At 62.3% G+C, this 25002-nt stretch carries 22 protein-coding genes; 12 read left to right on the plus strand and 10 right to left on the minus strand.

Annotated features, from left to right (window positions below):
• Positions 1–1857: 1857 nt before the first annotated feature.
• Together IPP68_02735 and IPP68_02740 are read left to right on the plus strand one after the other, a co-directional pair.
• Positions 1858–2331, plus strand: coding sequence for a hypothetical protein (locus tag IPP68_02735; GenBank protein MBL0349278.1), 474 nt, complete (start codon positions 1858–1860; stop codon positions 2329–2331).
• Positions 2216–3370 (plus strand): hypothetical protein, encoded by a 1155-nt coding sequence (locus tag IPP68_02740; GenBank protein ID MBL0349279.1) that lies wholly within the window; start codon positions 2216–2218, stop codon positions 3368–3370. The genes IPP68_02735 and IPP68_02740 overlap by 116 nt, the downstream gene beginning before the upstream one ends.
• A 9-nt stretch (positions 3371–3379) precedes the next feature.
• Here IPP68_02740 and IPP68_02745 read toward each other — a convergent pair whose 3' ends face one another.
• The 10 genes from IPP68_02745 to IPP68_02790 form a co-directional block, all read right to left on the minus strand.
• On the minus strand, positions 3380–3874 hold the full coding sequence (locus tag IPP68_02745) for a histidine phosphatase family protein (protein ID MBL0349280.1): 495 nt from the start codon (positions 3872–3874) through the stop codon (positions 3380–3382).
• Entirely contained in the window at positions 3867–6023 is a 2157-nt protein-coding gene (ppk1, locus tag IPP68_02750) for a polyphosphate kinase 1 (protein MBL0349281.1), read from the minus strand. Before ppk1 ends, IPP68_02745 begins: the two co-directional genes overlap by 8 nt.
• A gap of 18 nt (positions 6024–6041) precedes the next feature.
• On the minus strand, positions 6042–6737 hold the full coding sequence (phoU, locus tag IPP68_02755; protein MBL0349282.1) for a phosphate signaling complex protein PhoU: 696 nt from the start codon (positions 6735–6737) through the stop codon (positions 6042–6044).
• On the minus strand, positions 6734–7528 hold the full coding sequence (gene pstB / locus IPP68_02760; GenBank protein ID MBL0349283.1) for a phosphate ABC transporter ATP-binding protein: 795 nt from the start codon (positions 7526–7528) through the stop codon (positions 6734–6736). The genes phoU and pstB overlap by 4 nt, the downstream gene beginning before the upstream one ends.
• Entirely contained in the window at positions 7522–8436 is a 915-nt protein-coding gene (gene pstA, locus IPP68_02765; GenBank protein ID MBL0349284.1) for a phosphate ABC transporter permease PstA, read from the minus strand. Before pstA ends, pstB begins: the two co-directional genes overlap by 7 nt.
• Complete coding sequence (pstC, locus tag IPP68_02770; GenBank protein MBL0349285.1) at positions 8433–9419, minus strand: phosphate ABC transporter permease subunit PstC; 987 nt, start codon at positions 9417–9419, stop codon at positions 8433–8435. The genes pstA and pstC overlap by 4 nt, the downstream gene beginning before the upstream one ends.
• 155 nt (positions 9420–9574) lie before the next feature.
• Positions 9575–10564: a PstS family phosphate ABC transporter substrate-binding protein gene (locus IPP68_02775; GenBank protein MBL0349286.1), complete on the minus strand. Its 990-nt coding sequence runs from the start codon at positions 10562–10564 to the stop codon at positions 9575–9577.
• Between the two features lie 181 nt (positions 10565–10745).
• Positions 10746–11924, minus strand: coding sequence for a putative porin (locus IPP68_02780; GenBank protein ID MBL0349287.1), 1179 nt, complete (start codon positions 11922–11924; stop codon positions 10746–10748).
• A gap of 343 nt (positions 11925–12267) precedes the next feature.
• Complete coding sequence (locus IPP68_02785) at positions 12268–12483, minus strand: hypothetical protein (protein MBL0349288.1); 216 nt, start codon at positions 12481–12483, stop codon at positions 12268–12270.
• Between the two features lie 8 nt (positions 12484–12491).
• Positions 12492–12659, minus strand: coding sequence for a hypothetical protein (locus IPP68_02790; GenBank protein ID MBL0349289.1), 168 nt, complete (start codon positions 12657–12659; stop codon positions 12492–12494).
• A 231-nt stretch (positions 12660–12890) separates the two neighbouring features.
• Here IPP68_02790 and IPP68_02795 point away from each other — a divergent pair, with 231 nt between their 5' ends.
• The 10 genes from IPP68_02795 (at position 12891) to IPP68_02840 (ending at position 25000) form a co-directional block, all read left to right on the plus strand.
• Positions 12891–14840 carry a prepilin-type N-terminal cleavage/methylation domain-containing protein gene (locus IPP68_02795; GenBank protein ID MBL0349290.1) on the plus strand — a complete coding sequence of 650 codons (1950 nt, stop codon included), beginning with the start codon at positions 12891–12893 and terminating at the stop codon, positions 14838–14840.
• The gene (locus IPP68_02800) at positions 14837–15622 is read left to right on the plus strand and encodes a prepilin-type N-terminal cleavage/methylation domain-containing protein (GenBank protein MBL0349291.1); all 786 of its coding nucleotides are present in this window, start codon (positions 14837–14839) and stop codon (positions 15620–15622) included. The genes IPP68_02795 and IPP68_02800 overlap by 4 nt, the downstream gene beginning before the upstream one ends.
• On the plus strand, positions 15619–16977 hold the full coding sequence (locus tag IPP68_02805; GenBank protein MBL0349292.1) for a hypothetical protein: 1359 nt from the start codon (positions 15619–15621) through the stop codon (positions 16975–16977). Before IPP68_02800 ends, IPP68_02805 begins: the two co-directional genes overlap by 4 nt.
• 106 nt (positions 16978–17083) lie before the next feature.
• Positions 17084–17554, plus strand: coding sequence for a hypothetical protein (locus IPP68_02810; protein MBL0349293.1), 471 nt, complete (start codon positions 17084–17086; stop codon positions 17552–17554).
• 79 nt (positions 17555–17633) lie between these two features.
• The gene (locus IPP68_02815; protein MBL0349294.1) at positions 17634–18509 is read left to right on the plus strand and encodes a UDP-2,3-diacylglucosamine diphosphatase; all 876 of its coding nucleotides are present in this window, start codon (positions 17634–17636) and stop codon (positions 18507–18509) included.
• Positions 18502–19662 carry a UDP-N-acetylglucosamine--LPS N-acetylglucosamine transferase gene (locus IPP68_02820; protein MBL0349295.1) on the plus strand — a complete coding sequence of 387 codons (1161 nt, stop codon included), beginning with the start codon at positions 18502–18504 and terminating at the stop codon, positions 19660–19662. The genes IPP68_02815 and IPP68_02820 overlap by 8 nt, the downstream gene beginning before the upstream one ends.
• A gap of 382 nt (positions 19663–20044) precedes the next feature.
• On the plus strand, positions 20045–20623 hold the full coding sequence (gene nrdR / locus IPP68_02825) for a transcriptional repressor NrdR (protein ID MBL0349296.1): 579 nt from the start codon (positions 20045–20047) through the stop codon (positions 20621–20623).
• Between the two features lie 20 nt (positions 20624–20643).
• A complete protein-coding gene (locus tag IPP68_02830) occupies positions 20644–23178 on the plus strand; it encodes an adenosylcobalamin-dependent ribonucleoside-diphosphate reductase (GenBank protein ID MBL0349297.1) in 2535 nt (844 codons plus the stop codon).
• A gap of 140 nt (positions 23179–23318) precedes the next feature.
• On the plus strand, positions 23319–23876 hold the full coding sequence (locus IPP68_02835; protein ID MBL0349298.1) for a dCTP deaminase: 558 nt from the start codon (positions 23319–23321) through the stop codon (positions 23874–23876).
• Positions 23873–25000: a diguanylate cyclase gene (locus IPP68_02840; GenBank protein ID MBL0349299.1), complete on the plus strand. Its 1128-nt coding sequence runs from the start codon at positions 23873–23875 to the stop codon at positions 24998–25000. The genes IPP68_02835 and IPP68_02840 overlap by 4 nt, the downstream gene beginning before the upstream one ends.
• The last annotated feature ends 2 nt before the right edge of the window (positions 25001–25002 follow it).

The following is a 25002-nucleotide window of genomic DNA, read 5'->3' on the forward strand; positions in this document are numbered from 1 at the left end:
GATGGACCGGGAACGATTGGCGGGGAACGCGCGGTCGCCGGTGTTCCTGTTTTCGTTCGGGGTCGCGGCGCTCGCTTTGTCGATGCCTCTGGCCGCGGCGCTGGGGCTCCAGCTGTCGGTCGGGACCGCGGCGCTCCCCGTCCTCGCGATCCCCCTCGTGGCCGTCTTCGCGCTCCGGTCCTTGGGTTCCCCGCCCGTTCCAACGGTTCGAACCGGACCGGCGGCCGAACAGCGAATCTTTGAGCGCGTCGTTGATTTCTTGGTCCACCGGCCGAAACTCTTTGAAGGGTTGAAAATGGCTTCGTTCCCGGTCAACACCGTGAGCGCCTTCGGCGGCTTGGTGGCCGCCATCGAATTGTTTCGTCAGGCGGCCGGACTCGTGTTCGACCCCCTGTGGTACGGGCTGGCCATGGGGCTTTTGTTCTTGAAGGTGGCCATGAGTGAATTCTTCGGCCTCCTATCGGACGACGTGACGGCCACCAAGACGGCCAAGAAAGTCGAGAACGCGTTGGGCGAATCGGGGGAGCGCGCGCTCGAAACGCGCCCGGTGGAGGCGCCCACGGAGGTCGGGAATCCCCGCTCGTCCCTGGAGGCCTTGGACCGTTTGGGTCTTCCCACGGTGGACGTGACGGAAAATCGTTGGCGTTCGCCGTCCGCCAGCGCGGACGAGTTGCTTCGCCTGTACGAGGGGATCGACGATCATCGCGTACGCCAGTTCGTCGCCCAAGGACTGATCCGCGTGCTTTCCGAACAGCCCCTTTCAAATCGGTACACGGAGGCGTTGGACCGCCACGCCGCTCGCCTGGGGGAGCCCTCCCTGGTCAAAGCCCAACGGGCCGTGGAAAACGCGCGGTTGCCTCGGAAACACCAGCCCAATTCCGGGTACAAGGAACGCCTGCTCGAGGACGTGGTGTTGACGGCCTTCGCCCTGACGTTGGCGCAAGGAGAATCGACGCGTGAGAACGCCCGGCGCGCGGGACAGGCTCCGCCGGCTCTGCCCGTCGAAATCTACAACACCGCCTTCCTCCTGGGATTGGTTCAGAAAGGCGAGAATTTACAAAAGATCGCGGACGCGCTTTCCGAAGCCTGGTCAACGCCGGTGGATTCGCGCACGCTGAAAAGCCTGTTCGGCCAGGGGGCCGTCTTTCAAACCGCGTTGTTGAAACGGGCCGGGGTCGTTTCCCCGTTGATGGAAAAGCGCGCCGACGCGCCCGGCGCCCTGGGGGTGGTCCGGGTGGACGAGTTGATGCCCGCCCATTGGGACAACACGCCCCGGGGCCACCTGGTCCGAAAGGGCCTCGATGAACGCATCAAGACCCACGCCGCCCGGGCGGAAAGAGGCCGCGGCCTGGCCGACTTTGTCATCGTCAATCGGACGAACCTTCCCGAACATGTCCGCGGCAACGAAGCGCGGGAAATCGAATTCGTCCGCCGGACGCTCCAGTCCCGGCTGCGTTTAAGCACCTTGCCCGGCCACGAGGAATACCTCCGAAGCGTTCGCGTGATGATTTTGGATGGCCCTCGCGTTCGACCCGAGGTCATCCTCCATCGGGTCCGCCAAGATTTTCACGTGTTGCATCCGCGTTTCGATCTTTTCACCGCGGACGCCGACGTCGTTGATTTCAACCCCTTCGCGCGGGACGAAAGCCCCTTCCGGATCCTTTTGATGGAAAATTTGGGCGGGGAAATCCAATGGGTCGACGTGGCGGCGCTGGTTCGCGAAGCCTTTTTGACGGCCCGGGTCGTTGGATCCAAGGCCTAGCGGCCTCCCCGCGGCGGAAAATCGATTCCGCCGGTCCGGGGGGGGGTGAATGGGTTTTCTCGTCCCAAACCGATATAATTTCCTCGTCACCTCCCATGCGCTTCGCCCTCATTGATTTAGGAACCAACGCCGTCCGTTTCGATGTCCACGACATCGGACCGGACGGGCTCGCCCGCCGCCTTCACCGGGAACGCCTCGCCGTCCGCCTGGGGGAAGGCGTTTTCCAGCGCGGGCGCATCGGCGCGGCCGCCCTGCGCCGGACGGTCGCCGCCTTCCAAAGTTTTCACAAAACCTGCCGGGACCTCGCCGTGGAAAAAATAACGGCCTTCGGCACCAGCGCCCTGCGGGACGCCTCCAACAGTGAATTCGTCCTCCAAACCCTGCGCCGCCAATCCGGCATCGACGTTCGCGTGATTTCGGGGCCAGGAGGAAGCCCGCCTGATCGCCCAGGGCGTGCTCGCCCACCGGGCCGCCGACCCCGACCCGGTGGCGCTGGTGGACATCGGCGGCGGGAGCGTGGAGATCACTTTTTGCCGGGGCCGGCGAATCCTCCGATCCAGCAGTTTTAAATTAGGCGCCGCGCGCCTTCAGCAGGTCTTTTTAAAGACCGTTCCGCCCTTCCGCGGAGGGGGGAAGGACGCCCCCCTCAAAAAATTGCGGCGCCACATTCGAAGCGTTTTGGCCGAGGGGGCTCCCCGGGGCGGCTGGCCCCGGGCGCGAAAAATCATCGGGTCGGCGGGGACGATCCGCGCCTTGGATCGCATTCACCGGGACGCCGGCGGCGATCGCCTGACGCCGGGGGACGTCGAGCGGTGGGCGGATCGGTTTTCAACCCTGACCCCGGCCGGCCTCCTTCGAATCCCCGGCATGGACCCCAAGCGCGTGGACATCATTTTGGCGGGCGCGGTGGTGTTGGGGGAAGTGGCCGAACGGTTGAAAGCCGATGACATCGAGGCGACGGATTTTGCCCTTCGGGACGGCATGTTGGAGGAGGAAATCCGGGGGCAACGCCGCGGGACCCGGACCTCGTTGGGAATGCATTTGGGGGATTTAATCGGAACCGCCCGCCGGTGGGGCCAGCCACCGGCCCACCTTCGAAACGTGGAGCGGTTTGCCCGGACGCTGTTCGATCGGCTGGCCCCGTTGCACCGCCTCAAGCCCTTCTGGCGGGACACGTTGATCGCGGCGGCGTGCCTGCAGGACGTGGGGGAAATCGTGAGCCCCGTCCACCACGAGCGGCATTCCCACTACATGATTCTCCACGCGGACGTTCCGGGGTTGGAAAACCGGGAGGCGGAGTTCCTGGCCGGATTGGCCCTGTGGCACAAGGCCGGCAAACCCGAAAAAAAAGAGTGGCCTTTTTCGGACAAATCCAAGCGGGCGCCCTTCCTGAAGCTCTTGGCGCTCCTGCGGATCGTGGACGCCTTGGCCAAGCCCCGGTCCCACCGGGTGTCGCTCGCGTCGGTTCGTCGGGGTTCCGGCGCGGTCCGGCTCTCGCTTCGGGGGCAACGCGCCGCCCTCGATTTGGCCGTGCTTCGGGTCGAGCAGAAAAAGGAATTGTTTGAAAAGGTTTTTAACGCGGATTTAAGCGCCGCCGGCCCCGGCTGACCGCCGGGGTCAATCGAGCTTCTGCAGCAACCAGGACAGTCGCGGGGCGGCGCCCTTCTCGAACTCCACCTGGGCCCACCCGCCTTTTTTCAGCCGCATCCGCCCGCCCGTCGCCAACCGCAACGCCACCGGAACCCAATCCCCGTGGGAGCACACCACCGTCAGGGGCGAGGCGGCTTTCCGTTGTTCGTTGATGAATCGCCGGACGCGGTCTTCAAATTGATTGTGCGTTTCGGCGGGACGCTGTTCCAATAAGCGATCGTCCGTCCCCATGCGGACGCCGGTGAGTTTGGCGATGGGGCGAAGGGTTTCCAAGCATCGTTTCTTGGGGCTTGAGAGCAGCAGGGTGTTGGACGGCCGACCAAAAAAGGATTTGAACAACTTGAGGATCAGTCGGGCCTGCTCGCGCCCTTTGGCGCTCAATCCGTTGTCCAAGCCCGGGTGCGACAACGATCGGTGGGCGTGGCGCAAGATTAACAGGGTGTGTCCCGCCCCCTTAGCCACCCACGGCCTCCGGGGAACGGGACAGGGGCGTCCCCCGATAACCGCGATTCGCCAATTCTTCAAAATAAAATTGCGCACGGATCGATTGACCGACAAAGGCGGGGGAGGTTCGGCGCGCCCGGGGGGTGGCCGTGTCCGCCACCGATCGCTTTCGCCAGGTGCCCTGGGGGGTCAACTCCCGGCCCTTGACCGTGTCGGCCAGGTAGACCGGGACGACCACGTCTCGAATGTAGCGGAACAACCGTTCGTCCCGGACGGGGAACGCCAACTCCAATCGCGAAAAGAAATTGCGGGGCATCCAATCCGCGCTCGATAAGTACATGCGATTGGCGGCGGCGAAGTAATAAATCCGGCTGTGTTCCAAAAACCGATCCACCAAGGAAATCACGCGAATGTTCTCGCTCAGCCCTTTGACGCCGGGGATCAACGCGCAGGCCCCGCGCACCACGAGGTCGACGGCGACGCCCGCTTGGGACGCGGCGTAAAGGCTTTCGACGATCGTCCGATCGACCAAGGCGTTGACCTTGGCGAAAAGGTAGGCGGGGCGGCCGGCCTTGGCGGCCTCGGATTCCTGTTGGATCAATTGCAGAAGCCGCCGGTGAAGTTTGGCCGGCGCCGGGACCAACGACTGGAATTGCGTGGGGATCTCCCCCGCGCAGACGGCGTCGAAAAACCGCCGGGCGTCTTCGCCCAGGGACGGGTCCGAGGTCAAAACGGCCAAATCCTCGTAGGCCCGGGCGGTGGCCGCGTTGTAGTTTCCGGTGGAAAGATGGGTGTAGAGTTTGTCGGTTCCTTGCTCGGTCCGGGTCACCAGGGCGATCTTGGCGTGCACCTTAAGCCGCCCGAACCCGAAGGCCACTTCCACGCCGGCTCGGCGCAGATCGTCCGCCAGCCGCAAATTGTTCATTTCGTCGAACCGGGCGCGCAGTTCGATGAGCACCCGGATTTTCTTGTGCCGGGCGGCTCCCTTCAGGGCTTCGACCACGGGCGAGAGCGCGTCGGTCCGGTACACCGTTTGTTGGATCCGCGTCACCCGGGGGTCGGCGCAGGCCGCCCGGATGAAATTGACGTACCCATCGAAGGATTCGTAGGGGTGGTGGAGAAGGATGTCGCGGTCCTTTAAAACGTCGAAGATCCCCTCCTTGGAGCGAAGGGATTCCAGCAAAAAAGGGCGGAGGGGCGGCAACGACAGCGCCGGGGCTCGCCGGGTGTTTTCGGGAAGCCGTCCCAGGGCGGACCAGAGCCCCTGAAGGACGAGGGAACCCGGCGCCGGCAGAATTTGACGGGGGGACAAGCGGAGGGCGGCCAGCACATGGTTCAGGGCTTCGGGGGAGGAATCCCCGGCGTATTGAAGGCGCACCGGGCGGCCGCGGTCCCGGGAGCCCAAGCCCGAACGGACCATGTCGGGAATGGAAGCGGGGTCGTCCCCTTCCGCGTGAACGGGAATGTCCCCGTCCCGGGTCAGGCGGAGGAGGTACGGCGGATCCGTGAGCCGGAAGGCGGGCCCCAGGTGGAGGTACAACAGGTCGTCCAGCAGGTGCCATCGAATTTCCCCCCGGGCGTCCGGCGCGGTGACGAAGACGGGAGGAAGCGAACGCGGAATCGCGAACCACAAACCGGTGGGGAAAATGGCGGCCAGGCACAGATTGTCGAGCGACATCAAGCGTGACGGTCGAAAGGGTTCCGGCGGGCGCAACTCGGGCAAAACATGCTGCTCGAAAAAAGCCTTCCCCTCCTCGAAGGCCGGGTCCGTGGGATCGGGACGCCGGACCAAGCGCACGCCGCGGGCCGCCAAAGCGGCCGCGAGCAAATCCAAGGTCTCGGCTTGTTTGGCGGTGAAAGCGGCCACCATGTCCAGCAACGCGTTCCGCACCCTCTTGAGGTGGCCGGCGTGGCCGGAGCGGCGTTGGGCCGCCACCCGGATGGAGCGGTCGAGGGAGGCGTAGCGGATCATGAAAAATTCGTCGAGATTGGACCCCGTGATGGCCAGGAATTTGACCCGCTCCAACAACGGGTTGGCGCTGGACCGGGCCTCGGCCAACACCCGTTCGTTGAATTGCAGGGCGCTCAAATCCCGATGAATGAATGGGCGGTGGGGGGCTTCCAACAGGTGCGGAAGCGTGGGGAGGAAACGGCGCGCGGACGGCATGGGGGGATCCCCCGCGCGTTACCGGGGGGCGACGTCCAGGTCCGGAACGGTCGGAAGATGGCGGATGTCTTTTCCCAGCACCATGTAGACGACGTCTTCGGCGATGTTGGTCGCGTGGTCGCCGATGCGTTCCATGTTCTTGGACAGCAGGATCAAATCAACAAACACTTCGGAACGGGGGGGATCGGTCCGGATCAGGGAAATCAATTCCTTGAGCGCCCGGGCCTTCAAACGGTCTTCTTCTTTTTCCTGAGCCAACACCCGTTGGGCCAATTCGGTGTCCCGTTTGGCGTAGGCGTCGAGGGCGTTTCGCAGCATGGTTTGAGCCACCTGGGCCATGTGGGTCACCATGTTGATCTCGGGAACGGGCGGTTCGTTGAATAGATGGTAATAACCGGTCTGGCTCGCGTTGACCGCCATGTCGGCAATTCGCTCCAAATCGTTGTTGACCTTCATGGCGGCGGCCAAGGTGCGCAGATCCCGGGCCATGGGCTGATGGAGGGCGATCAGCTTGATGGCGATTTCGTCGATTTCCACGTGGCGCCGGTTGGCTTCCACCTCCAAGGCGAAAACTTCTTGGGTCAAATCGCCGTTTCGTTCAATCAACGCCTTGACGGCTTTTTGGATCATTGATTCGCACAGGGCGCCCATTTCCAGGACGCGCTTTTCCAAATCCCGCAGGTCTTCGTCGAAATGCCGTTCCATGGGCGTCACCCAAACCTTCCCGTGATGTAATCCTCGGTGAGCTTGTTCGAGGGGTTCGTGAAAACCTTGTCCGTCACGTCGAATTCCGCCAGTTCGCCGATGTACATGAAGCCGGTAAAGTCCGACACCCGGGCGGCTTGTTGCATGTTGTGGGTGACGATCAGTATGGTCACCCGATTTTTTAAATCGGCCACCAGTTCCTCCACCTTGCCGGTGGCGATGGGGTCCAGGGCGGAGGTTGGTTCGTCGAACAGGATCATTTCGGGGTCGGTCACGAGGGCCCGGGCGATGCAGAGACGCTGTTGTTGTCCGCCGGACAAGTTGGCGCCCAGGGTGTGAAGACGGTCTTTGACCTCCTCCCAGAGGGCCGCGCCCCGCAGGGCGGCCTCCACCCGGCCGGCGATTTCGGATTTGGGCATGCCGCCTCGAACCCGGAGTCCGTAGGCCACGTTTTCGAAGATCGTTTTGGGGAAGGGGTTGGCTTTTTGGAAGACCATGCTGATCCGCATGCGGACTTCGATGGGGTCGACCGTGGGGGCCAGGATATCGGTGTTCTCCGGCGAAAGGCGGATTTGCCCTTCGTAGCGGTTCCCGGGGTAAAGGTCGTGCATGCGGTTGAAGCACCGCAACAAGGTCGTCTTGCCGCATCCCGAAGGGCCGATCAAGGCGGTGACCTTCTTTTCGGGGATCGCCAGGTTGATGTTTTTGAGCACCCGGTGGGTCCCGTAGTAAAAGCTTAGATTCTCCACCCGGGCTTTTTCGGCCAACCCGGCCAGGGGCGACGCCGTCGTTTCTACCATTTGATCCTCTTTCGGAAGCGGTATCGGATGGCGATGGCCGCCGCGTTCATGGCCAAGGTCATCCCCATCAAGATGAGGCCGGCGGCCGCGGCGTTCAGATGGAACGCTTTTTGCGGCCTCGACACCCAGTTGAAAAGTTGAATGGGCAGGACGGTGTAGGGCGAGGTGAGCCACTCAAAAGACAAAAAGGGAAATTTTCCGACGACGGGCGCCGGGGGGAGAAAAGCGATGAAGGTCAAGGCGCCCACGGTGATGAGGGGCGCGCTTTCGCCGATGGCCCGGGAGAGGCCGATGATCACGCCGGTCAAGATGCCGCCGGCGGAATAGGGCAGGATGTGGTGGCGAACCATCTGCCACTTGGTGGCGCCCACGGCGAAGGCGGCTTCCCGGATGGAGGCCGGAATGGTCCGGATCGCCTCCCGGGTGGCCATGATCACGATGGGCAGGATGAGCAGGGCCAGGGTCAGTCCCGCCGTCAGCACGCTTTGCCCCAGATGCAGGCCGTAGACGAAGACGCCCAGGGCCATCAACCCGTAGACGATGGAGGGAACGCCGGCCAAATTGGCGATGTTGATTTCGATCAAGGTCGTGATCCGGTTCTTCGGGGCGTATTCCTCCAGGTAAAGGCCCGCCGCCACCCCCAAGGGCACCGCGGCCAGGGCCGTGACCAGCATGACGACCGCCGTGCCGACCCAGGCGGAAAGCACGCCGGCTTTTTCGGGGAAACGGGAAGGGAAATTCGCGAAAAAGGAAAAGGAAAGGCGTCCCGCCCCGTCCATGGCCAGGTCGATCAACAAAGCCAAGAGCGTGAGGATGCCGACGCTCGTGGCCAGGAGGCCCAGAGCCGCGAACCAGCGATCGTGGCGTTTCCGCTGGGCGATGTCCGCTTTGAGGCCGCGCACGGTCAATAGGACTCCCGGTAGCGTTTGCGAAGAACGTGGCCCGCGATGTTGAAAACCAGCGTCATGAGCATCAGAGTCAATCCCGCGGCGAAAATGGTTTGGTAGCCGACGCTCCCGTGGGGCAAATCCCCCAGGGCGACCTGCACGATGTAGGCCGTGATGGTCGCGGCGGGCTGGAGGGGGTTCAAGGTCAGGTTGGGTTGCATGCCGGCCGCGATGGCCACGACCATGGTTTCGCCGATGGCCCGGGAAAATCCCAACACGAAGGCCGAGGCGATGCCGGAGAAGGCGGCCGGGACGACCACCCGCACGGAAGTTTGAAAGCGCGTGGCCCCCATGGCGTAGCTCGCCTCCCGAAGGATCATGGGAACCGCCCGCATGGCGTCTTCCGAAAGCGAGCTGACGTAGGGAATGATCATGACCCCGATCACCAGGCCCGCCGAAAGCATGTTGAACCCCGGCAAATCCTTGAAAACGTGCTGGAGGAGCGGCGTGACGAACAGGAGGGCGAAGTAGCCGAACACCACCGTGGGCACGGCCGTCAATAATTCGAGAAAAGGTTTGACCACCTCGCGCACGCGGTGGGGGGCGTACTCGCTCAAATACACGGCGGTGATGGTGCCCACCGGCAGGGCGAAGACCAGGGCCACGGCGGCCACGACCAGCGTTCCGCCCACCAGGGGGAGAATGCCGTAGTGGGCGTCGTCAAAAAGCGGCGTCCACTGGGTGTCCGTCAAAAACGTCCAAAGGGACACGTTGCGGAAAAAAGAAAGGGACTCCATGAGCAGAATGCCGACGATGCCCAAGGTGATGAGGACGGAGGAAAAGGCCGCGATAAACAAGACGGTTCGGACCGCCCGTTCTTCCCAGCGGCGCCACGCCCCGACGCGCGCGCGGGGGAGCGTCGGGAACCGGGGGGGGGCAACGGGGCCGTCTTCCCGGGAGGCCGATGAAACCGTCGGTTTCACCGGCGGGGTCCGGGGAGGCATGGTTTTGGTCGCCAACAACGGGGCGAAGGTTTGGAGCGATTGCGTTCTCATTTTTGGCTGTCCGGACCGTGACTCCCGAGCCGATCGTGGTGTTGGTGGGGGAGAGCCACGGTCCGGACCCGTCCCGGCCTTTCGGTCGGGGCGGATCGCGGAATTCAGATCTTCGGTTTCCGTTTCAACAGGTCTTGAATCTTGACGCCGATCTCGGCTTTGCCGCCGAAAGCGGTCCCGGCTTGGCCGGACTGGAACCGGGCGAGCACGCCCGCGTATTCCTCGTTGGGCAGGGGAACGTACTTTACTTCTTTCACCAGCGACGGGGCGTTTTTCAGATAAAACTCGACAAAGGCCTGGACCTCCGGTTTTTTCGAGGACCGTTTCGACGGGTAGATGAAGATGGGCCGCGCCAGCGGTTGGTAGGTGCCGTCCATGACGGTTTGTTCGGAGGGCAGCACTCCGCCGTTCCCGGCGTTGACCGCGACCGCTTTTAAGCGGTCTTTGTTTTCCACGTAGTAGGCCAGGCCGAAATAGCCCAGGGCGCCTTCGTCGGAGGCGATCCCTTGGACCAGGACGTTGTCGTCTTCCGAGGCGGTGTAATCCCCCCGGCTGGATTTGGCTTTGCCGTTGATGGCTTCGGTGAAGTAGTCGAAGGTGCCGGAATCCGAGCCCGCGCCATACAGCTTAAGGGCCTTGTCGGGCCACGCGGGGTTCGCCTGGTTCCATTTCGTCACTTGCCCTTGGGCCGCCGGCTCCCAGATCTTTTTGAGCTCGGCGACGGTCATGGTGGCCGCCCAGGTGTTTTTGGGGTTGATCATGACGGTCAAGGCGTCGAAGGCGACGGGCAGTTCGTAATATTGAATGGCCGCGTCCAGGCAGGCGTCCATTTCCTTGCGGAGAATGGGCCGGGAGGCGTCGGAAATGTCCGTCTCTCCCCGGCAGAATTTCTTAAACCCGCCGCCGGTGCCTGAAATCCCCACCGTCACCTGAATGTCCGGGTGGGTTTTCATGAATTCCTCGGCCACCGCTTCGGTGATCGGGTAGACGGTGCTGGAACCGTCGATTTTGATGATTTTCTTTTCGGCCGCCGCGGGCAGGGCCCCGAGCATCAGGGCGATGGCCGCCAGGCCGCGAATCGATTTCTGAACCATTTAATCCTCCGTGGTCATTCCGATTTTACGATCCGACTGTGACCGTGGAATGACATTCGTGTAACCGAAATGTAACCAAATCGATGGAGGGAGCGCCGAGCGGAAAATGAGGGAAACCACCCGGACGCTCCCTCCGAATTGATTCACGACAATCCCTCGTTGTCGAAGAGCGTTGCGATCCTTAGAACTTGACCGAGAAGTCGATCTGCAGACGGTTCACGTCCTTGGCTTTGCCGCTGGTGAAGGTCGTGTCGTTCAGCTTCGTGTTGAAGAACTTCACTTGCGCCACGGCGTAATCGGCCGGGGCAAAGGCGAACCAGGCCAGGTGGCCGCGGCGGTTGGTGCCGCCCACGCCGAAGTCCGAATCCGCAACGTCGGACACGGTGGCGTCGGTGGCCAATTGTTTGTGGAAATAAGCCGCTTCCCATTTGCCCTTGCCGCTGGCTTTGCCGTAAATCAAGCCGACTTGGTTTCCGCGGTCCGCCTTGTCCGTGTAGACGTCCAGGGAGGCCAGGTTTTTGACGTAAGTCCCCTGAATGGAGAGCGGACGTTCAAAGACCGGAATCAGGTATTCCGCCGTCAATTCCATCACGCGGAACTCGTTGGCCAGGCCATTTCCGAAACGGCGGTTGCCGTCCTGCACTTTGACCTGCTGGAAGGTCGCGGCGGAGCCGAGCTGTTTGCGGGTCGCCGAGGACTCGTTGACCCATTCGGTGACCGCGCCGGCCACGGTGATGCGGGAGTCCGCGGGCAGGGGCCAGATGACGCCCAGTTGTTCGGTGAAGTAGAACTGGTCCTTGGGGGAGGCGCTGTCTTCGTCGGCCACGCCCTGGAGCATGTTGACGAACAACCGGCCCGAGCCAAACAACGACAATTTTAGGTTCTGGGCCAAGCCTTCGGGGTTGAAATCGCCGTCCCACACAGCGTCATCGGAATAAGTCAGCCAGAGGGGATTTTTCATCCGGCCGGCGGTGAGGCGGAAGGTTTCCATGGGTTTGTATTCCAGGTAAGCCAGATCGATCCAGAGGGCTTTTTGGCTCGAGAGGGCCTTGAAGCTCTGGTTGGTCGAGGTCTGCTCGCCTTCGCCGCTGGCAACGCCGAAGACGGTTTTGAGAGTGGGACTCACCGGTATTTCGCCCTGCAGGCGGATCCGCATCCGTTGGCGGTTGCGGTCCACGCCCTGGCGGATGATTTCGCTGTCGGAGCGCAGGCGAACGTCGCCTTTGACCGTGATTTTGGTCACCCAATCGGCGAAGCTGATTTCGGTCCCAGCGCGGGCCGCGGGAGCGACCAGGGCGCCCAGGGCGAGAACGCCGGCCAAGCCGAGGGCCCGGCGGGTGTGTTTAATGCCTTGATTCATTTGATTCCTCCATTTTAATGTCGCGTCGAAGCGCGTTTGTTGCGCCGTTTAAAGCCCCGCCGATCTCCCCAACGGGCACTGAAAATCAGGCGTCGGCGAAAGCGACCTTGTCGGGTCCTACGGCTTCGGGGAGAACTCCCCAAATCGGTGTATTTGGAAAAGAACGATGGGGCCGCGAAAGGCGTTTGGCGTGGATCCGGTGTTTGTCGCCCCGAGGAGGGCGACGCGGCCTCATTTGCAGGTTACTCTACTTGAACCGGTCTTCCCGGGGAATTGTGGGCACGTCAAATCCGTGTGACGGGCGTGTGACGAAGCGCCCGGGCACCGCCCGGGGCGCAAAATTCTAGGCCGCCAGCTCCCGGCGGGCGGACCCCCGGTGGTTCGAGGAAAAAAACGGAAGGTTCAAAAAACCCGGCGGCAGGCGCCGGCACCGGTTCCAGTGGGCGATGATCCCGTTTTGGAGGGCGCGCGATTGGATGCGGGCGACCAGCCGACCCAATTGGGGGTTTCGGGGTTTCATTCGCTCGAGAAGGTCGCCGGCGGTGCGGGGGGCGTTCACGGCGGTCCTTAGGCGGCCCGGGCCAGGCGCCGCAGGCCCCGTTCGATTTCCCGCAGTTGGCCGCTGACCGCTTGATCGTCCAAGTCTTTGGCCTCGAGGCCGAGCAGTATTTCCTTCAATTCGCTTTCCGCCGCCCGAAGAGCGGCCCGGAGAATTTCTGTTTTTTGTTCGCTCATGTCGTGTCTCCTTCGATTATTGGTGGCCCCATGGTAGTCGAACTTCGGCGGCAAAACCATTGTGGCCACGTAAAAACGATATGTAGGCGGTGTGACGACGCGAAAGGGCCCCGTTGGGTGGTCCTTTTCCATTTCGCCATTTCGTTGCACGCAAACGAGGTGGGGGAGACCCGCCAACGGGGGCCTTGAACGGAGTGTTAGGGGGGGGTAAGCTTTAGGAGGGGGTATCGAATGAGACGAAAAGGGTTGTCCCTGGTCGAATCGATGATCGCCATGGTCGTCGTGGGGATCATTGCCATTGTGTTGATCCGCCTGATGCAGGGCGGAGGGAAAACCCTTGTTTCCTCCCAGGACCAATTTGAATCGGCCCAGCTGCTGGATTACATCCAGGCCAAGCTGCAGATCGCCCGTTTTGAGGACGTGCTGGCCATCGATTCCGGGGTCAAAGCCGGAGTGACGGCTGGCGCTTTCAACCCGGCCCAATATTGGGTTCGGTGGTCCTCCTCGCCCATTCAAAACACCCTGGTCGACATCGAAAACCGGGTCAAGGCCGCCGGGTTCCCCCGCTACAAGGTGGAGGTCAAATTCATCCGCCGGGATTCGGCCGACAACTACGCCAACAGCAGCGTCGTCGACTTTATCGCCTTCGAGCCCCTGGTCGCGTGCACCGTGGCCGCCGGCTGCGTGGACAAATACAACCCGGATTACCGTTTTCAGTCCCTCATCGCCAATGTTCCAACGGAGTTTTTCTACGACGTGGACGGCGCGGGGCGCACCGAAGTGCCGGACACCCGGATGAAGACCCTGGACATCTATTTGTGCCGAAAGGCGGCTTGCACCACGGGCGACCCGGCTTCGATCATGTCCCGGGAAGGGGTGATGCTGTCCAAGGAAAAGATCGCGGGGCGGGCCGTGGAGAATTACGTCAAAGATCTGAAGCTCCTCATAACGTTCCCCACCGATTCCAGCCGCTACTACCGCGACCGCCCGGAAATTTTCTACGGCTACGCCACGGGGGCCGGGTTCACCGCCGGCTCCGCCGTGGGCGCCGGACCGCTGGCGAACCAATTTTTCCAGAAGAAAAATTACACCGCGACCGCCTCCTGGAATTGGCAATTGCGGGCCGGGGACAAAAACAACGCGAGCCTGATTCCCAAGGTGGCGGGCTTCTCGGAGCGGGACGCGGTGGTTTCGTTGTGGACCTCCTCGGTCCCCTTTCCGCCCGCCGGGGCTCCCAATTACACCTGGACAGTCGCCTCGGACAACGGCTACTTCGACAACCCCTGGCCCGGCGCTTACGCCGACGCGGTGTACGACGAGGGCATTCACAGTTTTGTTATGCGGGCCAAGAAGGGCCCGGTGGGCAGCGAGATGTTTTCCCCCTGGCGGATCGTCTATGTGAACACGGACATCACGCCGCCGGTCGCCCGGAGCGCGGACATCGTGCCCTTGCCCGGGGCGAGCGTGGACACGCGGTCGCCTTACCTCAAACTGTACCTGCGGGACGAAGACAGCGGCAACTTGATTCCCAACTACTCCTCGCCGCCCCGGCATCTCCCCGGGGTGTCGGGTATTGCGGAGGAATCCCTGTCGGTGGCGACGATGACCAGTTTGACCCCGGGGGTTCCGGGGGACATTTTCTATATGCGTTACAAATACACGCCGGAGGTCCCCGCGGTGGCCAACGTCGTTTCGGCCAGCGGGACTCTGGTCGCCATCGACACCACGACCCTTTTGCCCTACGTGTTCCCCGACAACCAGGACCTCTTCCTTCGGGCCGAATTCGGGGATAAAACGGGGCAGAAAACCATCAAAACATGGACGATTCACATCAACGACATGAACTTCGACGATGCGACTTCTCCGAACGTGGTCGTGCCGCCCACGACCCCGCCGTTGTTGGCGGGCGCCCCGATGGGGTTGAGCGTGGCCGATGCCGAAAGCGGGGTGGATTGGGGATCCTTTGAGCTCTACGACGTCGATCACGGTTCGGTTCTTCTGACCAGCGCGACGACGCCGTCCCTGGGATCGTGCCTGAACCCCGAAACGAACACGATCGCCTATCCGACGACGGGTTTTACCTCGGGAACCCACCATCTGCGCGCCACCGTGTCCAATTGGTCCCGGGGGGCGGGAACCAACGGCACGACGGTGACAAATTTCGATTTGGTGGTTCAATGACCTCCGCGGCCGGTCGGGGCATGACGTTGCCCGAGCTGCTGATCGCCTCGGCGATCTTCGCCATCGTGTTGCTCGGGACCTCCGTGTTCGTCAAAAAAAGCTCCGAAGGGTTGTTTCATTTCATGGGCCGCCTGTCGACGGAAGAGCAGGTCCGGAACGTGAACCAGGAGGTTCTGCGGGACTTTGGCGAGATGAACGAAATAATGGAGGTAAACGACAGCAGCATCACTTTTGTCCTGGATTCGCACCGCCTTCCGGGCTACAACCCCAACGCCCTGGTCCGCGGGTTGGCCGCCCGCTACCAACCGGACCAAGACGGCGACGCGTTGTCGTTGGCCACCGCCCCCGCGCGCTTGCGCTACCTCGGCAACGATTTGGACGATGACGATGACGACAACGACGGCCGCCTCGACGTCCAATGCCGCTACAAATTCAGCAACGGCCAAATCCAGCGGTGGTTCAATTTCAACGAAGCGGGATGGGTGGAAACCCCCTTGCGGCACGCCGGGCCCGGGATGGGAATCAACGACTTCGCGCTGGTTCCGGCCGGAGCCAAATCGGTCGACGTCTACGCCGGGTGGGACGCGAACGGGAACGGGGAGATCGACAAATCCGAAATCGCCGTTCAGGGGGGCGATCCCCTGGCGATCGATACCCGGGCCGAATTGGCGGCCGTCGCGACCCTTCGGATGGACTTGGAAGTTCAGTCGGGGAAGGAAAAAATCCGCACCGCCACCCAAATCATCCCCCCGTTGTTGATGGTCAAGAGGAAAGTTCCATGAGACGGGTCCTTTGGAAAAAACGCGGGATGGCGACCCTGTCGGTCATTCTTGTTTTGTTTTTCCTGATCCCTCTGTTCTTGACCTTGATGTCCCGCATCGGCATGCACAACAAACACAATTACACCGACCGGGCGATTCGAGCCAAACGCTTGATATCCACGAATTTCATATCGGATTTCCTGCGGCAGTTTTCGGAGGATTTCCGCCAAGACCATTACATGCGGTTTTGGCTGGACCGGTCCAACATCTTCGCGGCCGACCCGGCGGTTTACAACTTTACCGGGGGTCGCACGAGAATTAAAATCAACAACGACATCGTCGCGGCTTTAAACGAGACGACGGTCCGGTCCAATCACATCTTTGTGATGAATTCCCTGGGGGCTTTCACCTCCAGCGGGGCGGATTTCGGGGGCGGGGTGGAAACCGTGATCTCCTTCCGTCAAACCGCCCTCCGATACGCCCTCATTTCGAGCGGCACATTGAACATCGGCGCGGGACACCCCTTGGACGGTACGACTTTAACGGGGGGGGTATGGGCGGGGGCGCCGGTCTCCGTGGGGGGAAGTTTGAGCATTTCGGGGGGGCCCCTCGTGGCCCGCGGCGACGTGGGGGTGACGGGCGCCCTGGCCCTGAGCGCCGACACGACCTTTTACTACAGTCCGAGCGCCGTTGTTTCCGGGGTGACCGGCGGCCTTCAAACGGCCTATCTCCCGCCGGAATCGACGATCGATCCGGGAATTTATGATTTGTCTTACTACGAAACCCACTATTCCACCTACGTCACGGTGGACAGTACGTGGACCTTTTACAAGCAAGCGGGGACGAACCAGTGTCGGTTCGTGAACCAAAGCGGGGGGACTTTCAACGTGCCCGTCTCGAGCACCTTCACCCCCATCTTGGTCGTAAAAGACGCGAACCTCACTCTTCGAACGCACACGGGCCCCGGGGTGGGGGGGTGGGGCCAGGGTCTTTCCCAGCGATTCACGATCGTCAACATCAACGGCGACGTCACCATCGATGGGGGATGGGATTATCTCGACGCGGCCAACGCCACGGTGGTCGCCCAATCCTCCCCCAGCTACAGCGTGTCGGTTTTGGTGGGGGGGAACCTTCATTTTACGAGCACCGCCGGCGGGACGGTCAATGTCGTCGGGTTCAACTACGTGGCGGGCAATACCGTCTTGGAAGGGAACGCGGACGTTCACCTCCACGGGGCCCTTTACACCGACAGCGGCGTCATTGGCCACACCGCCGCCCAGCGATTGACGATCACGGCCGACCCCAACTTGTGGGCCAACATGACCCCCGGCATTCCCGAGCGGGCCGTGCTGGTCAAACAGCGCCCTCTTCGCTGACCGGACGCCCCCCCCGGGCTCTTTTTCCCGTCGACAAAGAAAAAAAATAGTTGTCGGTCGGCCCGATTTGTTCTAGGAAGGCCCAAAGAAAGGACGATGCCGCGCCATGTCAACTCCCTGGACAACCGCCGTGGACTTCCCTTTGCTCGCGTTGGTGGGCGTGTTGTCCTTTGTTTGGGCCAAATTGGAAATCCAAATTGAAGGGCCGGAGGGTTGGGCGAAGAATTTGCCGACCTGGCGGGTCGAAAAGCATTGGATCGCCGACCTGGTCTTGGGCGGCGCCGAAATCACGGGGTACCATTTTTGGGCGTTTCTCGCGACGCTCCTTTTTTTTCACCTTCCCTTGACCGTTCAACGGTGGACGGTGGCCGGGGAGGCCCGGGCCTGGGGCTGCCAGACGTTGTTTTGGTTGTTGGAAGATTACCTTTGGTTCGTCCTGAACCCCCACTACGGGTGGCGCGCTTTGAACCCCCAACGCGTGTGGTGGCACCGCCGCTGGTTTTGGGGGTGGCCCGCCAATTATTGGATGATGGCCCCCGTCGGCGTCGTTTTGTACCTCGCCCCGGTTTTTTTCTAGATTCGTCGTCACACCGCCGCAACACAGGATTTACACGCCCGTTATTCCTTTTCGATCGTTCATGCCTTATTCTGGAGGCATGACTTGGAAAACCCCGCCCCCGCCGTTGTCGTCGAACGGCAGCGCCGCCGGATCCAATTCGTTCCGGTCCGCCGAGGCCGCCCGCTCCGGCCCCCGCCGGCACCGAACGCTTTGGATATCCGACGTCCACTTGGGAACCTGGGGAAGCAAAGCCTCCCTTCTCATCGATTTTCTAAAGCACAACGACGCCGAGACGCTCTATCTGGTCGGCGACATCGTGGACGGTTGGTGGCTGCGGCGGGTGTGGCATTGGCCCCAGACGCACAACGACGTCGTTCAAAAAATTCTTCGCAAGGCCCGAAAGGGGACAAAAGTGATTTTCCTCCCCGGAAACCACGATGAAATGGCCCGGGATTTTTTGGGGTTGTCGTTGGGGGGGATCAAGATCCACGACCGCGTCGTTCACTCCACGGCCGACGGCCGCCGTCTTCTCGTCCTCCACGGAGACCAATTCGATGGGTTGTTGAACCACGCCCAATGGCTGTCTTTGTTGGGGTCCGGGGCCTACGAAGTGGCCCTGGGGCTCAACCACGTGGTGAACGCCGTTCGACGGAAATTTGGATTGCCCTATTGGTCCTTGGCGTCGTTCTTGAAGCACAAGACCAAAAAAGCCGTGGGGTTCATGAACCGTTTTGAAGAGACGGTGGCCCGGGAGGCCCGCCGGCTGGGGGTGGACGGGGTCGTCTGCGGGCACATCCACCGGCCGGAGATCCGCACCATCGACGGAATCCTTTACGCCAACGACGGCGACTGGGTGGAAAGTTGCACCGCCCTGGCCGAGGATTTTCAAGGACGCCTTGAAATTCTACGCTGGCCGTCCCCGGCGGCCGCCCCGGCGCCCCGATCGGCTTCGACGGCGTTGTCCCATGCCTGATCGTCCCCCGAGCGTCGCGGTCCTTTACGCCTCGGTGGGGGGAGGGCACGGCCGCGCCGCCCAGGCGGTGGCGGCGGCCCTCCGGGAAATGCGCCCCGGGGCGCGGATCGACGTCATCGACGTGTTGGCCCACACGAACCGGGCCTTTCGCCATTTTTATGGCCGCGCCTATTTTCAAGTTTACGCGAAAGCCCCCCACCTCATCGGGTATCTCTACGATTGGCTCGACCGGCCGCCGACGTCCGACAACCCGTTGGGGGACCGGTTCCGCCGCATCCTTCAGCGGGCCAATCTATCGTCTTTTTACGATCGCCTCCGAAGCGAATCCTGGGACGCGATCATCAACACGCATTTTCTGCCCGCCGAAATTGTGGCCGGCTTGCGCCGGCAAGGGATCCTTCGAACCCCCCAGGCGACGGTCGTCACGGATTTCGACGCCCACCGTCTTTGGGTTCAGTCGCCGACCGACCGGTATTTCGTGGCGAGCGCGGAGGCCCGGGCGACGCTCCGCCATTGGGGCGTCCCCGCCGCCCGGGTCGACGTGACCGGAATTCCGATCGACCCGGTCTTCAGCGTTCCTCTTTCCAAAGAAGCGGCCCGCCGGCGCTTGGGTTTGGATCTCGGGCGTCGGACCGTCTTGCAATTGGCCGGGGGGCTCGGGGTGGGACCGGTGGAAACGGTTTTTCGGGCGTTGCTCGACATTCAGCAACCCCTCAGCCTGGTGGTGGCCGCGGGAACCAACGACGCCGCCGTCCGGGCCCTCGGGCGGGTTCCCGCGCCGCCGCGCCACCGGGTGCGGGTGTTGAAATTCCGAACGGATATCGACCAATGGATGGCGGCCGCGGACCTCGTTATTTCAAAGCCCGGCGGTCTGACCTCCGCCGAATGCCTGGCCCGGGGGGTTCCCCTCGCGATCGTGCATCCGATCCCGGGGCAGGAAAGCCGCAACAGCGATTTTCTTTTAGAGGCCGGCGCGGCCATTAAGATCAACACCTTGCCGACCCTTCCCCACAAATTGGCTCATCATCTTTTCAATTCCCCGCGCTTGGCCGCGATGTCTCAGAAAGCGTTGCACGCCGCGCGCCCTCGGGCCGCTTTTGAGGTGGCCCGTCGGACGTTCGACATGATTCAAAAGCCGGTCTCCTCCCGCTGAACGTCCACCGATAAATCCCACATTCTCCGGGCGATCAAAAGCCTTGGGCGGCGCCTCCCGCCGGTTCTCTTCGACGACGGTTTTCTCCATCGGGTTTTTCTTCCGTCGACAAAGACCCGAACGGCCTCTCTTGTTGTGTTTTTCGGCCCTCGGCCCCCCCGTTCGCCGACCGCTTTCTCCGACGGAAAATTCAAGTCAAAAAAAATTTACATCCGCGATCTTTCCGCCGAAGAGGGGGGCATTTTCCGTCGATCTTCACCGTCCTTGACACACCACAGGTGGTGGAGTAATATCTGCCCCGGCCACAAGATATGGGCCCCCCGCCAAGGGCGCCGGAAACAAGATGTTGTATAATCGAGGGAGGAGTGACCCCACCCGTTGTATGAGATGCCCCGCTTGCGACCATCCTGAAGACCGCGTGATCGACAGCCGTCCGCTGGAGTCCGCCTCCGTGATCCGGCGGCGCCGTTCTTGCGTCCATTGCGGCAAACGCTTCACCACCTACGAACGGGTGGAATCCACCCCCTTGATGGTGGTCAAGCGCGACAACCGACGGGAACCCTTCCGCCGCGAAAAAATGCGCGAAGGCATCGTCCGCGCCTGCCAGAAGCGCCCGATTTCCCCCGCGGCCATTGAAAAACTCGTGTCCGAAGTGGAATACAGCCTGCAAGACTTCGTGTTGGAAGTGCCCAGCCCGGTGATCGGCGAGCGGATTTTAAAGAAGCTCATCGATCTCGACCCCGTGGCCTACGTGCGCTTCGCTTCCGTGTACCGCCAGTTCGGCGATTTGGAAACGTTCATGAGCGAGCTTCGCAAGCTCAAACGCGGCCACGATCGCCGGACCCGCTTGACCCTGCGCCCGCCGGTCCGCTTCGGCGGTTCCGACGCCGCCGCCGCGCGCGGCCCCGCGTCGGACCGTCCCCGGTTGACCGCGACGCCGGATAAAATTTCATCCGTTTAATGCACGACCCAGGAGAACCTATGAACCCCGTTGATATGAAAGCGCGCCCCCAGGACACCGCCAAAACCCGTCCCGCCGTCCGGCTCACGGAGAACCAGCGGAAAGTCATCCAGGACAAATACCTTCGGACCGACCCCTCGCCCGAAGTCTGGTTGGAGCGCGTGGCCGCCAACATCGCCTTGGCGGAACTCCTGCACGCGGCCGAATCCGACGGATGGCGTCTGTGGGACGGCGTGAAGCGGAAAGCGGTCGACCTGCCGACCCGCCGGGGCCAAAAAAGCCGGATGAACCTCCTGCACCACGGCCTTCTCTCCTCGGACGAGCGGGACAAAAACTTTTTCACTTTCCTGGGCAATCTCCGCAAAGCCGCCACCGAGATCCCCGAAGCCCGGACCCTGACCGAAGAATGGCGGGACAAATTTTACGGCATGATGGCCCGCTTCGACTTCTTGCCCAACTCGCCCACCCTCATGAACGCCGGCCGGGACCTGCAGCAGCTTTCCGCCTGCTACGTTCTCCCCGTGCCCGACACCATGGAAGGCATCGCCGACGCCTTGAAGGCCCAGGCCTTGATCCACAAGTCCGGCGGCGGCACCGGGTTCTCCTTCCAACGCCTGCGCCCCTCGGGCGACGTGGTGAAATCCACCAAAGGCACGGCCTCGGGCTCCATCAGTTTCATGCAGATCTTCGACAAGATGACCGACGTGGTCAAGCAGGGCGGCACCCGCCGCGGCGCCAACATGGGCATCCTGCCCTACTGGCACCCCGAAATCGAAGAATTCATCCACATGAAGGAAAAACCGGGCGTCATGGAAAACTTCAACGTCTCGGTGACCGTGGACGAGAAGTTCATGACCGCCGTGGAAAAAGGCGAGGACTACGACCTCCTGAACCCCCGCACCATGGAGCCCACGGGCAAGAAGATGAACGCCCGGGAAGTTTTCGACCACATGGTGGACAGCGCCTGGAAATCCGGCGATCCCGGGATCATTTTCATCGACCGCATCAACAATTCCCCCTCGAACCCGACCCCGCACCTGGGCCAAATCGAAAGCACGAACCCCTGCGGCGAGCAGCCGCTCCTCCCCAACGAGCCCTGCAACCTGGGGTCCATCAACCTGTCGAATTTCGTCGAAGGCGACCTCACCCAGGGCAAAATGAACTGGGAGCGCCTGGGCGAGACCGTGGCCCTGGCCGTCCGTTTTCTGGACGACGTGATCGAAGTGAACAATTACCCCCTGCCGCAGATCGAGGAGCTTTCCAAGGGCAACCGGCGGATCGGTTTGGGCGTCATGGGCTGGGCCGAAGCTCTGATCAAGATGGGCATTTCCTACGACACCGACGACTGCCTGAACATGGCCAAGGAAGTCATGGGCTTTGTGAACGACAAGGCCTTGGAAGCCTCCGAGGTCTTGGCCGAAGAGCGCGGCGCCTTCCCCAACTGGAAAGGGTCGATTTTCGACCCGGACAGCAAGCATTTCCGCGGCGCGGAACACCTGCCCCGGCACTGCGCCCGCACCACCATCGCCCCCACGGGGACCATCGGCCTGGCGGCCGGCCTCCAGGGCGCGGGCATCGAGCCTTTCTTCGCCATCGCCTACACCCGCTACAACGCCAAGGCCTTGGACGCCCTCAAAAAAGGCGAGAAACCCAGCGAATCCGACGTCTTCCACGAAGTGAACCCGCTCTTCCGCGAAGTGGCCCGTCGCAACGGCTACTTCGGCCTGCCGGAAAACGACCTGTGGAAAAAGATCGAAGCCAACCACAAGTCGGTCCGCGGCGTCAAGGAGATCCCCGACCGCTTCCAAAAGCTCTTCGCCTCCTCTCACGACGTGGCCGTGCCGTTCCACGTGCTGATCCAGGCGGCCTTCCAGACCCACACGGACAACGCCGTGTCCAAGACCATCAACATGCCCTCGACCGCCACCCGCGACGACGTCAAGGAAGCCTATTGGCTCTCCTACAAAATGGGGTGCAAGGGCATCACCATCTACCGCGACGGCTCCAAAAGCCAGCAAGTGTTGAACCTGGGCGGCGCCCAGGCCGAGAAGCCCAAGGCCCGGGACGCCTCCCGCGGCATGTCCTCGGAGTACTACGAGATCCGCACCGGCCACGGCGGCCTCCACGTGCACATCGACTACGACGAGGAAGGCCCTTACCGCCTCTTCACCAGTCTCTCGCCCCTCGGGACCGACATTTCGGGCCTGACCAGCGTGGTGGGCATCATGATCTCCAAGTATCTGGAAACCGGCGGGGACCCCAAGCGGATCCTCAAGCACTTGAACTCCGTCAAAGGCGACCGGCCCTTCGGTTTCGGCGCCCAGCGGGTGGATTCCATTCCCCACGCCATCGCCATCGCGCTCCGCACGCACCTTCAAAAACATGGCAAAATGGAGACCCCGCCGACCGAAGCGGCCGGCGGCGAAAAAGGCTTGGAGTTGTGGAACCGTTCCTCCGCGCTCTACTGCCCGGACTGTTTTTCCTCGAACGTCGCCCAACAAAGCGGCTGCACCGGCGTCACCTGCTTCGACTGCGGCCATTCGGAATGCTCGTGAGCCATCGGGCCACGGGCAAACGCTAACGAATCGTTGACAAGGCCCTCCCCCGGGGGGAGGGGTCGCCCTCATCGAGGGCGTTGCGGGGGTTTCCCTTTCGAAACCCTCCCGGGATTTTTTTTCTCAAGGAGAAAGTCGTCATGACCGTCAAGTCCGACCGCTGGATCCGACGCATGGCCCAGGAAAAAGGGATGATCGAACCCTTCGCGGAAGCGCAAAAGCGCGACGGCGTCGTTTCCTACGGCCTCTCCAGCTACGGCTACGACGCGCGGGTCGGCGACCGCTTCAAAATCTTCACGCCCCGGCCCGGCGACGTCCTGGACCCCAAGAACCCCGTTCCCGCCTCCTTTGTCGAAGTGACCGCGAACCCGTACGTCGACCTGCCGCCCCACGCTTTCGCCCTGGCCCAGACCGTCGAATATTTCCGCATCCCCCGGAACGTCGTGACCACCGCTTACGGCAAGAGCACCTACGCCCGGTGCGGCCTCGTGGTCAACGTCACGCCCTTCGAGCCGGAATGGGAGGGGTTCGTGACGCTGTCCTTGGTCAACACTTCCGACGCGCCGGTCCGGGTTTACGCCCAGGAAGGCATCGCCCAAATTCTCTTTTGGGAGTCGGACGAGGTCTGCGAAGTGTCCTACGCCGACCGAAAAGGCAAATACCAGAAGCAGACGGCCATCACCCACGCCCGCCTATGAGCCTCCTGGACGCCGAAACCCAAGGGCTCGTGGGGCCCGCCGACATCGCCGATTTGGAGGACCGCGGCCACCGGGTGGTGGACGCCCTGGGGGGCGACGTGTCGCCCACGGACCTGACGCGCCAATTGATCGACCGCCTGAGAGACGAGAAACGCGAGCAGTTCTACAGCGACGTCCTTTTTTACCTCACCTCCGAACGCTACAGCGAGAACCAGGCCTACGACCTGTGGAAGGAAATCCTGGACCACAAATTTTTGACGAGCCAAAAACTGGGGCGGAACGCCGGGATCCGCGTGGCCGCTTTGGATTATCTGCTGAACGTGCGGAAGCTGATCTTGACCCCGCGCATCGTCAATTCCCACGATTTCCGCCGCACCGTCCGCATGGCCCGCACCGACGCCCTGACCGGCCTCTACAACCGCCGCTATTTCATGGACCACACCACCCGCGTGTTGGAAGCCGCCGCCCGGGTTAAGGCGCCGGTGTCGCTCCTCATGACCGATTTGGACAATTTCAAACCCTTCAACGACGAGCACGGCCACCAGGCCGGGGATTTGCTGCTGCAGGAGATCGCCCGCATCGTCCGGGGCTGCGTGCGGGCCTCCGACATGGTGTCCCGCTACGGCGGCGACGAGTTCGCCCTGCTGTTGCCCAAGGCCGCCAAAAACGAGGCCGAAGCCGTGGCCGAGAAAATTCGGCGCCAAATCGAAGAGAACTGCCAGTCCGTGGACGTCACCATCAGCATCGGCCTGGCCCAATATTCCGTGGACGCCAGCGCCAAGGAAGATTTGATCGCCGCGGCGGACGAATTGTTGTACCGGGCCAAGGAATTCGGCGGCAACAAAGTGTGTCTCTTCCGCCCCATTCGTTTCCGCTATGTGGAAGACGGCCCGCGCCCCACCCAGGTGGCCGTGGTGGGGGATTTCAACAATTGGAACAACCGCGCCCACGGCCTGGTGCGCCAGGGCCCCGGGGCCGAATGGGAACTCACGGTGCCGCTCAAGCCGGGCCGTTATCGCTACAAATTTTTGCTCAACAACACCGTCTGGACCACCGACGGCCGGGCCGACGCTTTTGAAAGCGACGGATTCGGCGGCCAGTGTTCCGTCGTGGTTGTTAAATAACT

It is taken from the genome of Elusimicrobiota bacterium (genome assembly GCA_016722575.1).
Classification (GTDB): domain Bacteria; phylum Elusimicrobiota; class Elusimicrobia; order FEN-1173; family FEN-1173; genus JADKIY01.

Bases quoted from the DNA above. Each gene is read 5' to 3' on its own strand.
- IPP68_02735 (MBL0349278.1), top strand. From the start codon at position 1,858: ATGCGCTTCGCCCTCATTGATTTAGGAACCAACGCCGTCCGTTTCGAT.
- ppk1 (MBL0349281.1), bottom strand. From the start codon at position 6,023: ATGCCGTCCGCGCGCCGTTTCCTCCCCACGCTTCCGCACCTGTTGGAA.
- pstB (MBL0349283.1), bottom strand. From the start codon at position 7,528: ATGGTAGAAACGACGGCGTCGCCCCTGGCCGGGTTGGCCGAAAAAGCC.
- pstC (MBL0349285.1), bottom strand. From the start codon at position 9,419: ATGCCTCCCCGGACCCCGCCGGTGAAACCGACGGTTTCATCGGCCTCC.
- IPP68_02775 (MBL0349286.1), bottom strand. From the start codon at position 10,564: ATGGTTCAGAAATCGATTCGCGGCCTGGCGGCCATCGCCCTGATGCTC.
- IPP68_02780 (MBL0349287.1), bottom strand. From the start codon at position 11,924: ATGAATCAAGGCATTAAACACACCCGCCGGGCCCTCGGCTTGGCCGGC.
- IPP68_02790 (MBL0349289.1), bottom strand. From the start codon at position 12,659: ATGAGCGAACAAAAAACAGAAATTCTCCGGGCCGCTCTTCGGGCGGCG.
- IPP68_02795 (MBL0349290.1), top strand. From the start codon at position 12,891: ATGAGACGAAAAGGGTTGTCCCTGGTCGAATCGATGATCGCCATGGTC.
- IPP68_02800 (MBL0349291.1), top strand. From the start codon at position 14,837: ATGACCTCCGCGGCCGGTCGGGGCATGACGTTGCCCGAGCTGCTGATC.
- IPP68_02805 (MBL0349292.1), top strand. From the start codon at position 15,619: ATGAGACGGGTCCTTTGGAAAAAACGCGGGATGGCGACCCTGTCGGTC.
- IPP68_02810 (MBL0349293.1), top strand. From the start codon at position 17,084: ATGTCAACTCCCTGGACAACCGCCGTGGACTTCCCTTTGCTCGCGTTG.
- IPP68_02815 (MBL0349294.1), top strand. From the start codon at position 17,634: ATGACTTGGAAAACCCCGCCCCCGCCGTTGTCGTCGAACGGCAGCGCC.
- IPP68_02820 (MBL0349295.1), top strand. From the start codon at position 18,502: ATGCCTGATCGTCCCCCGAGCGTCGCGGTCCTTTACGCCTCGGTGGGG.
- nrdR (MBL0349296.1), top strand. From the start codon at position 20,045: ATGAGATGCCCCGCTTGCGACCATCCTGAAGACCGCGTGATCGACAGC.
- IPP68_02830 (MBL0349297.1), top strand. From the start codon at position 20,644: ATGAACCCCGTTGATATGAAAGCGCGCCCCCAGGACACCGCCAAAACC.
- IPP68_02835 (MBL0349298.1), top strand. From the start codon at position 23,319: ATGACCGTCAAGTCCGACCGCTGGATCCGACGCATGGCCCAGGAAAAA.
- IPP68_02840 (MBL0349299.1), top strand. From the start codon at position 23,873: ATGAGCCTCCTGGACGCCGAAACCCAAGGGCTCGTGGGGCCCGCCGAC.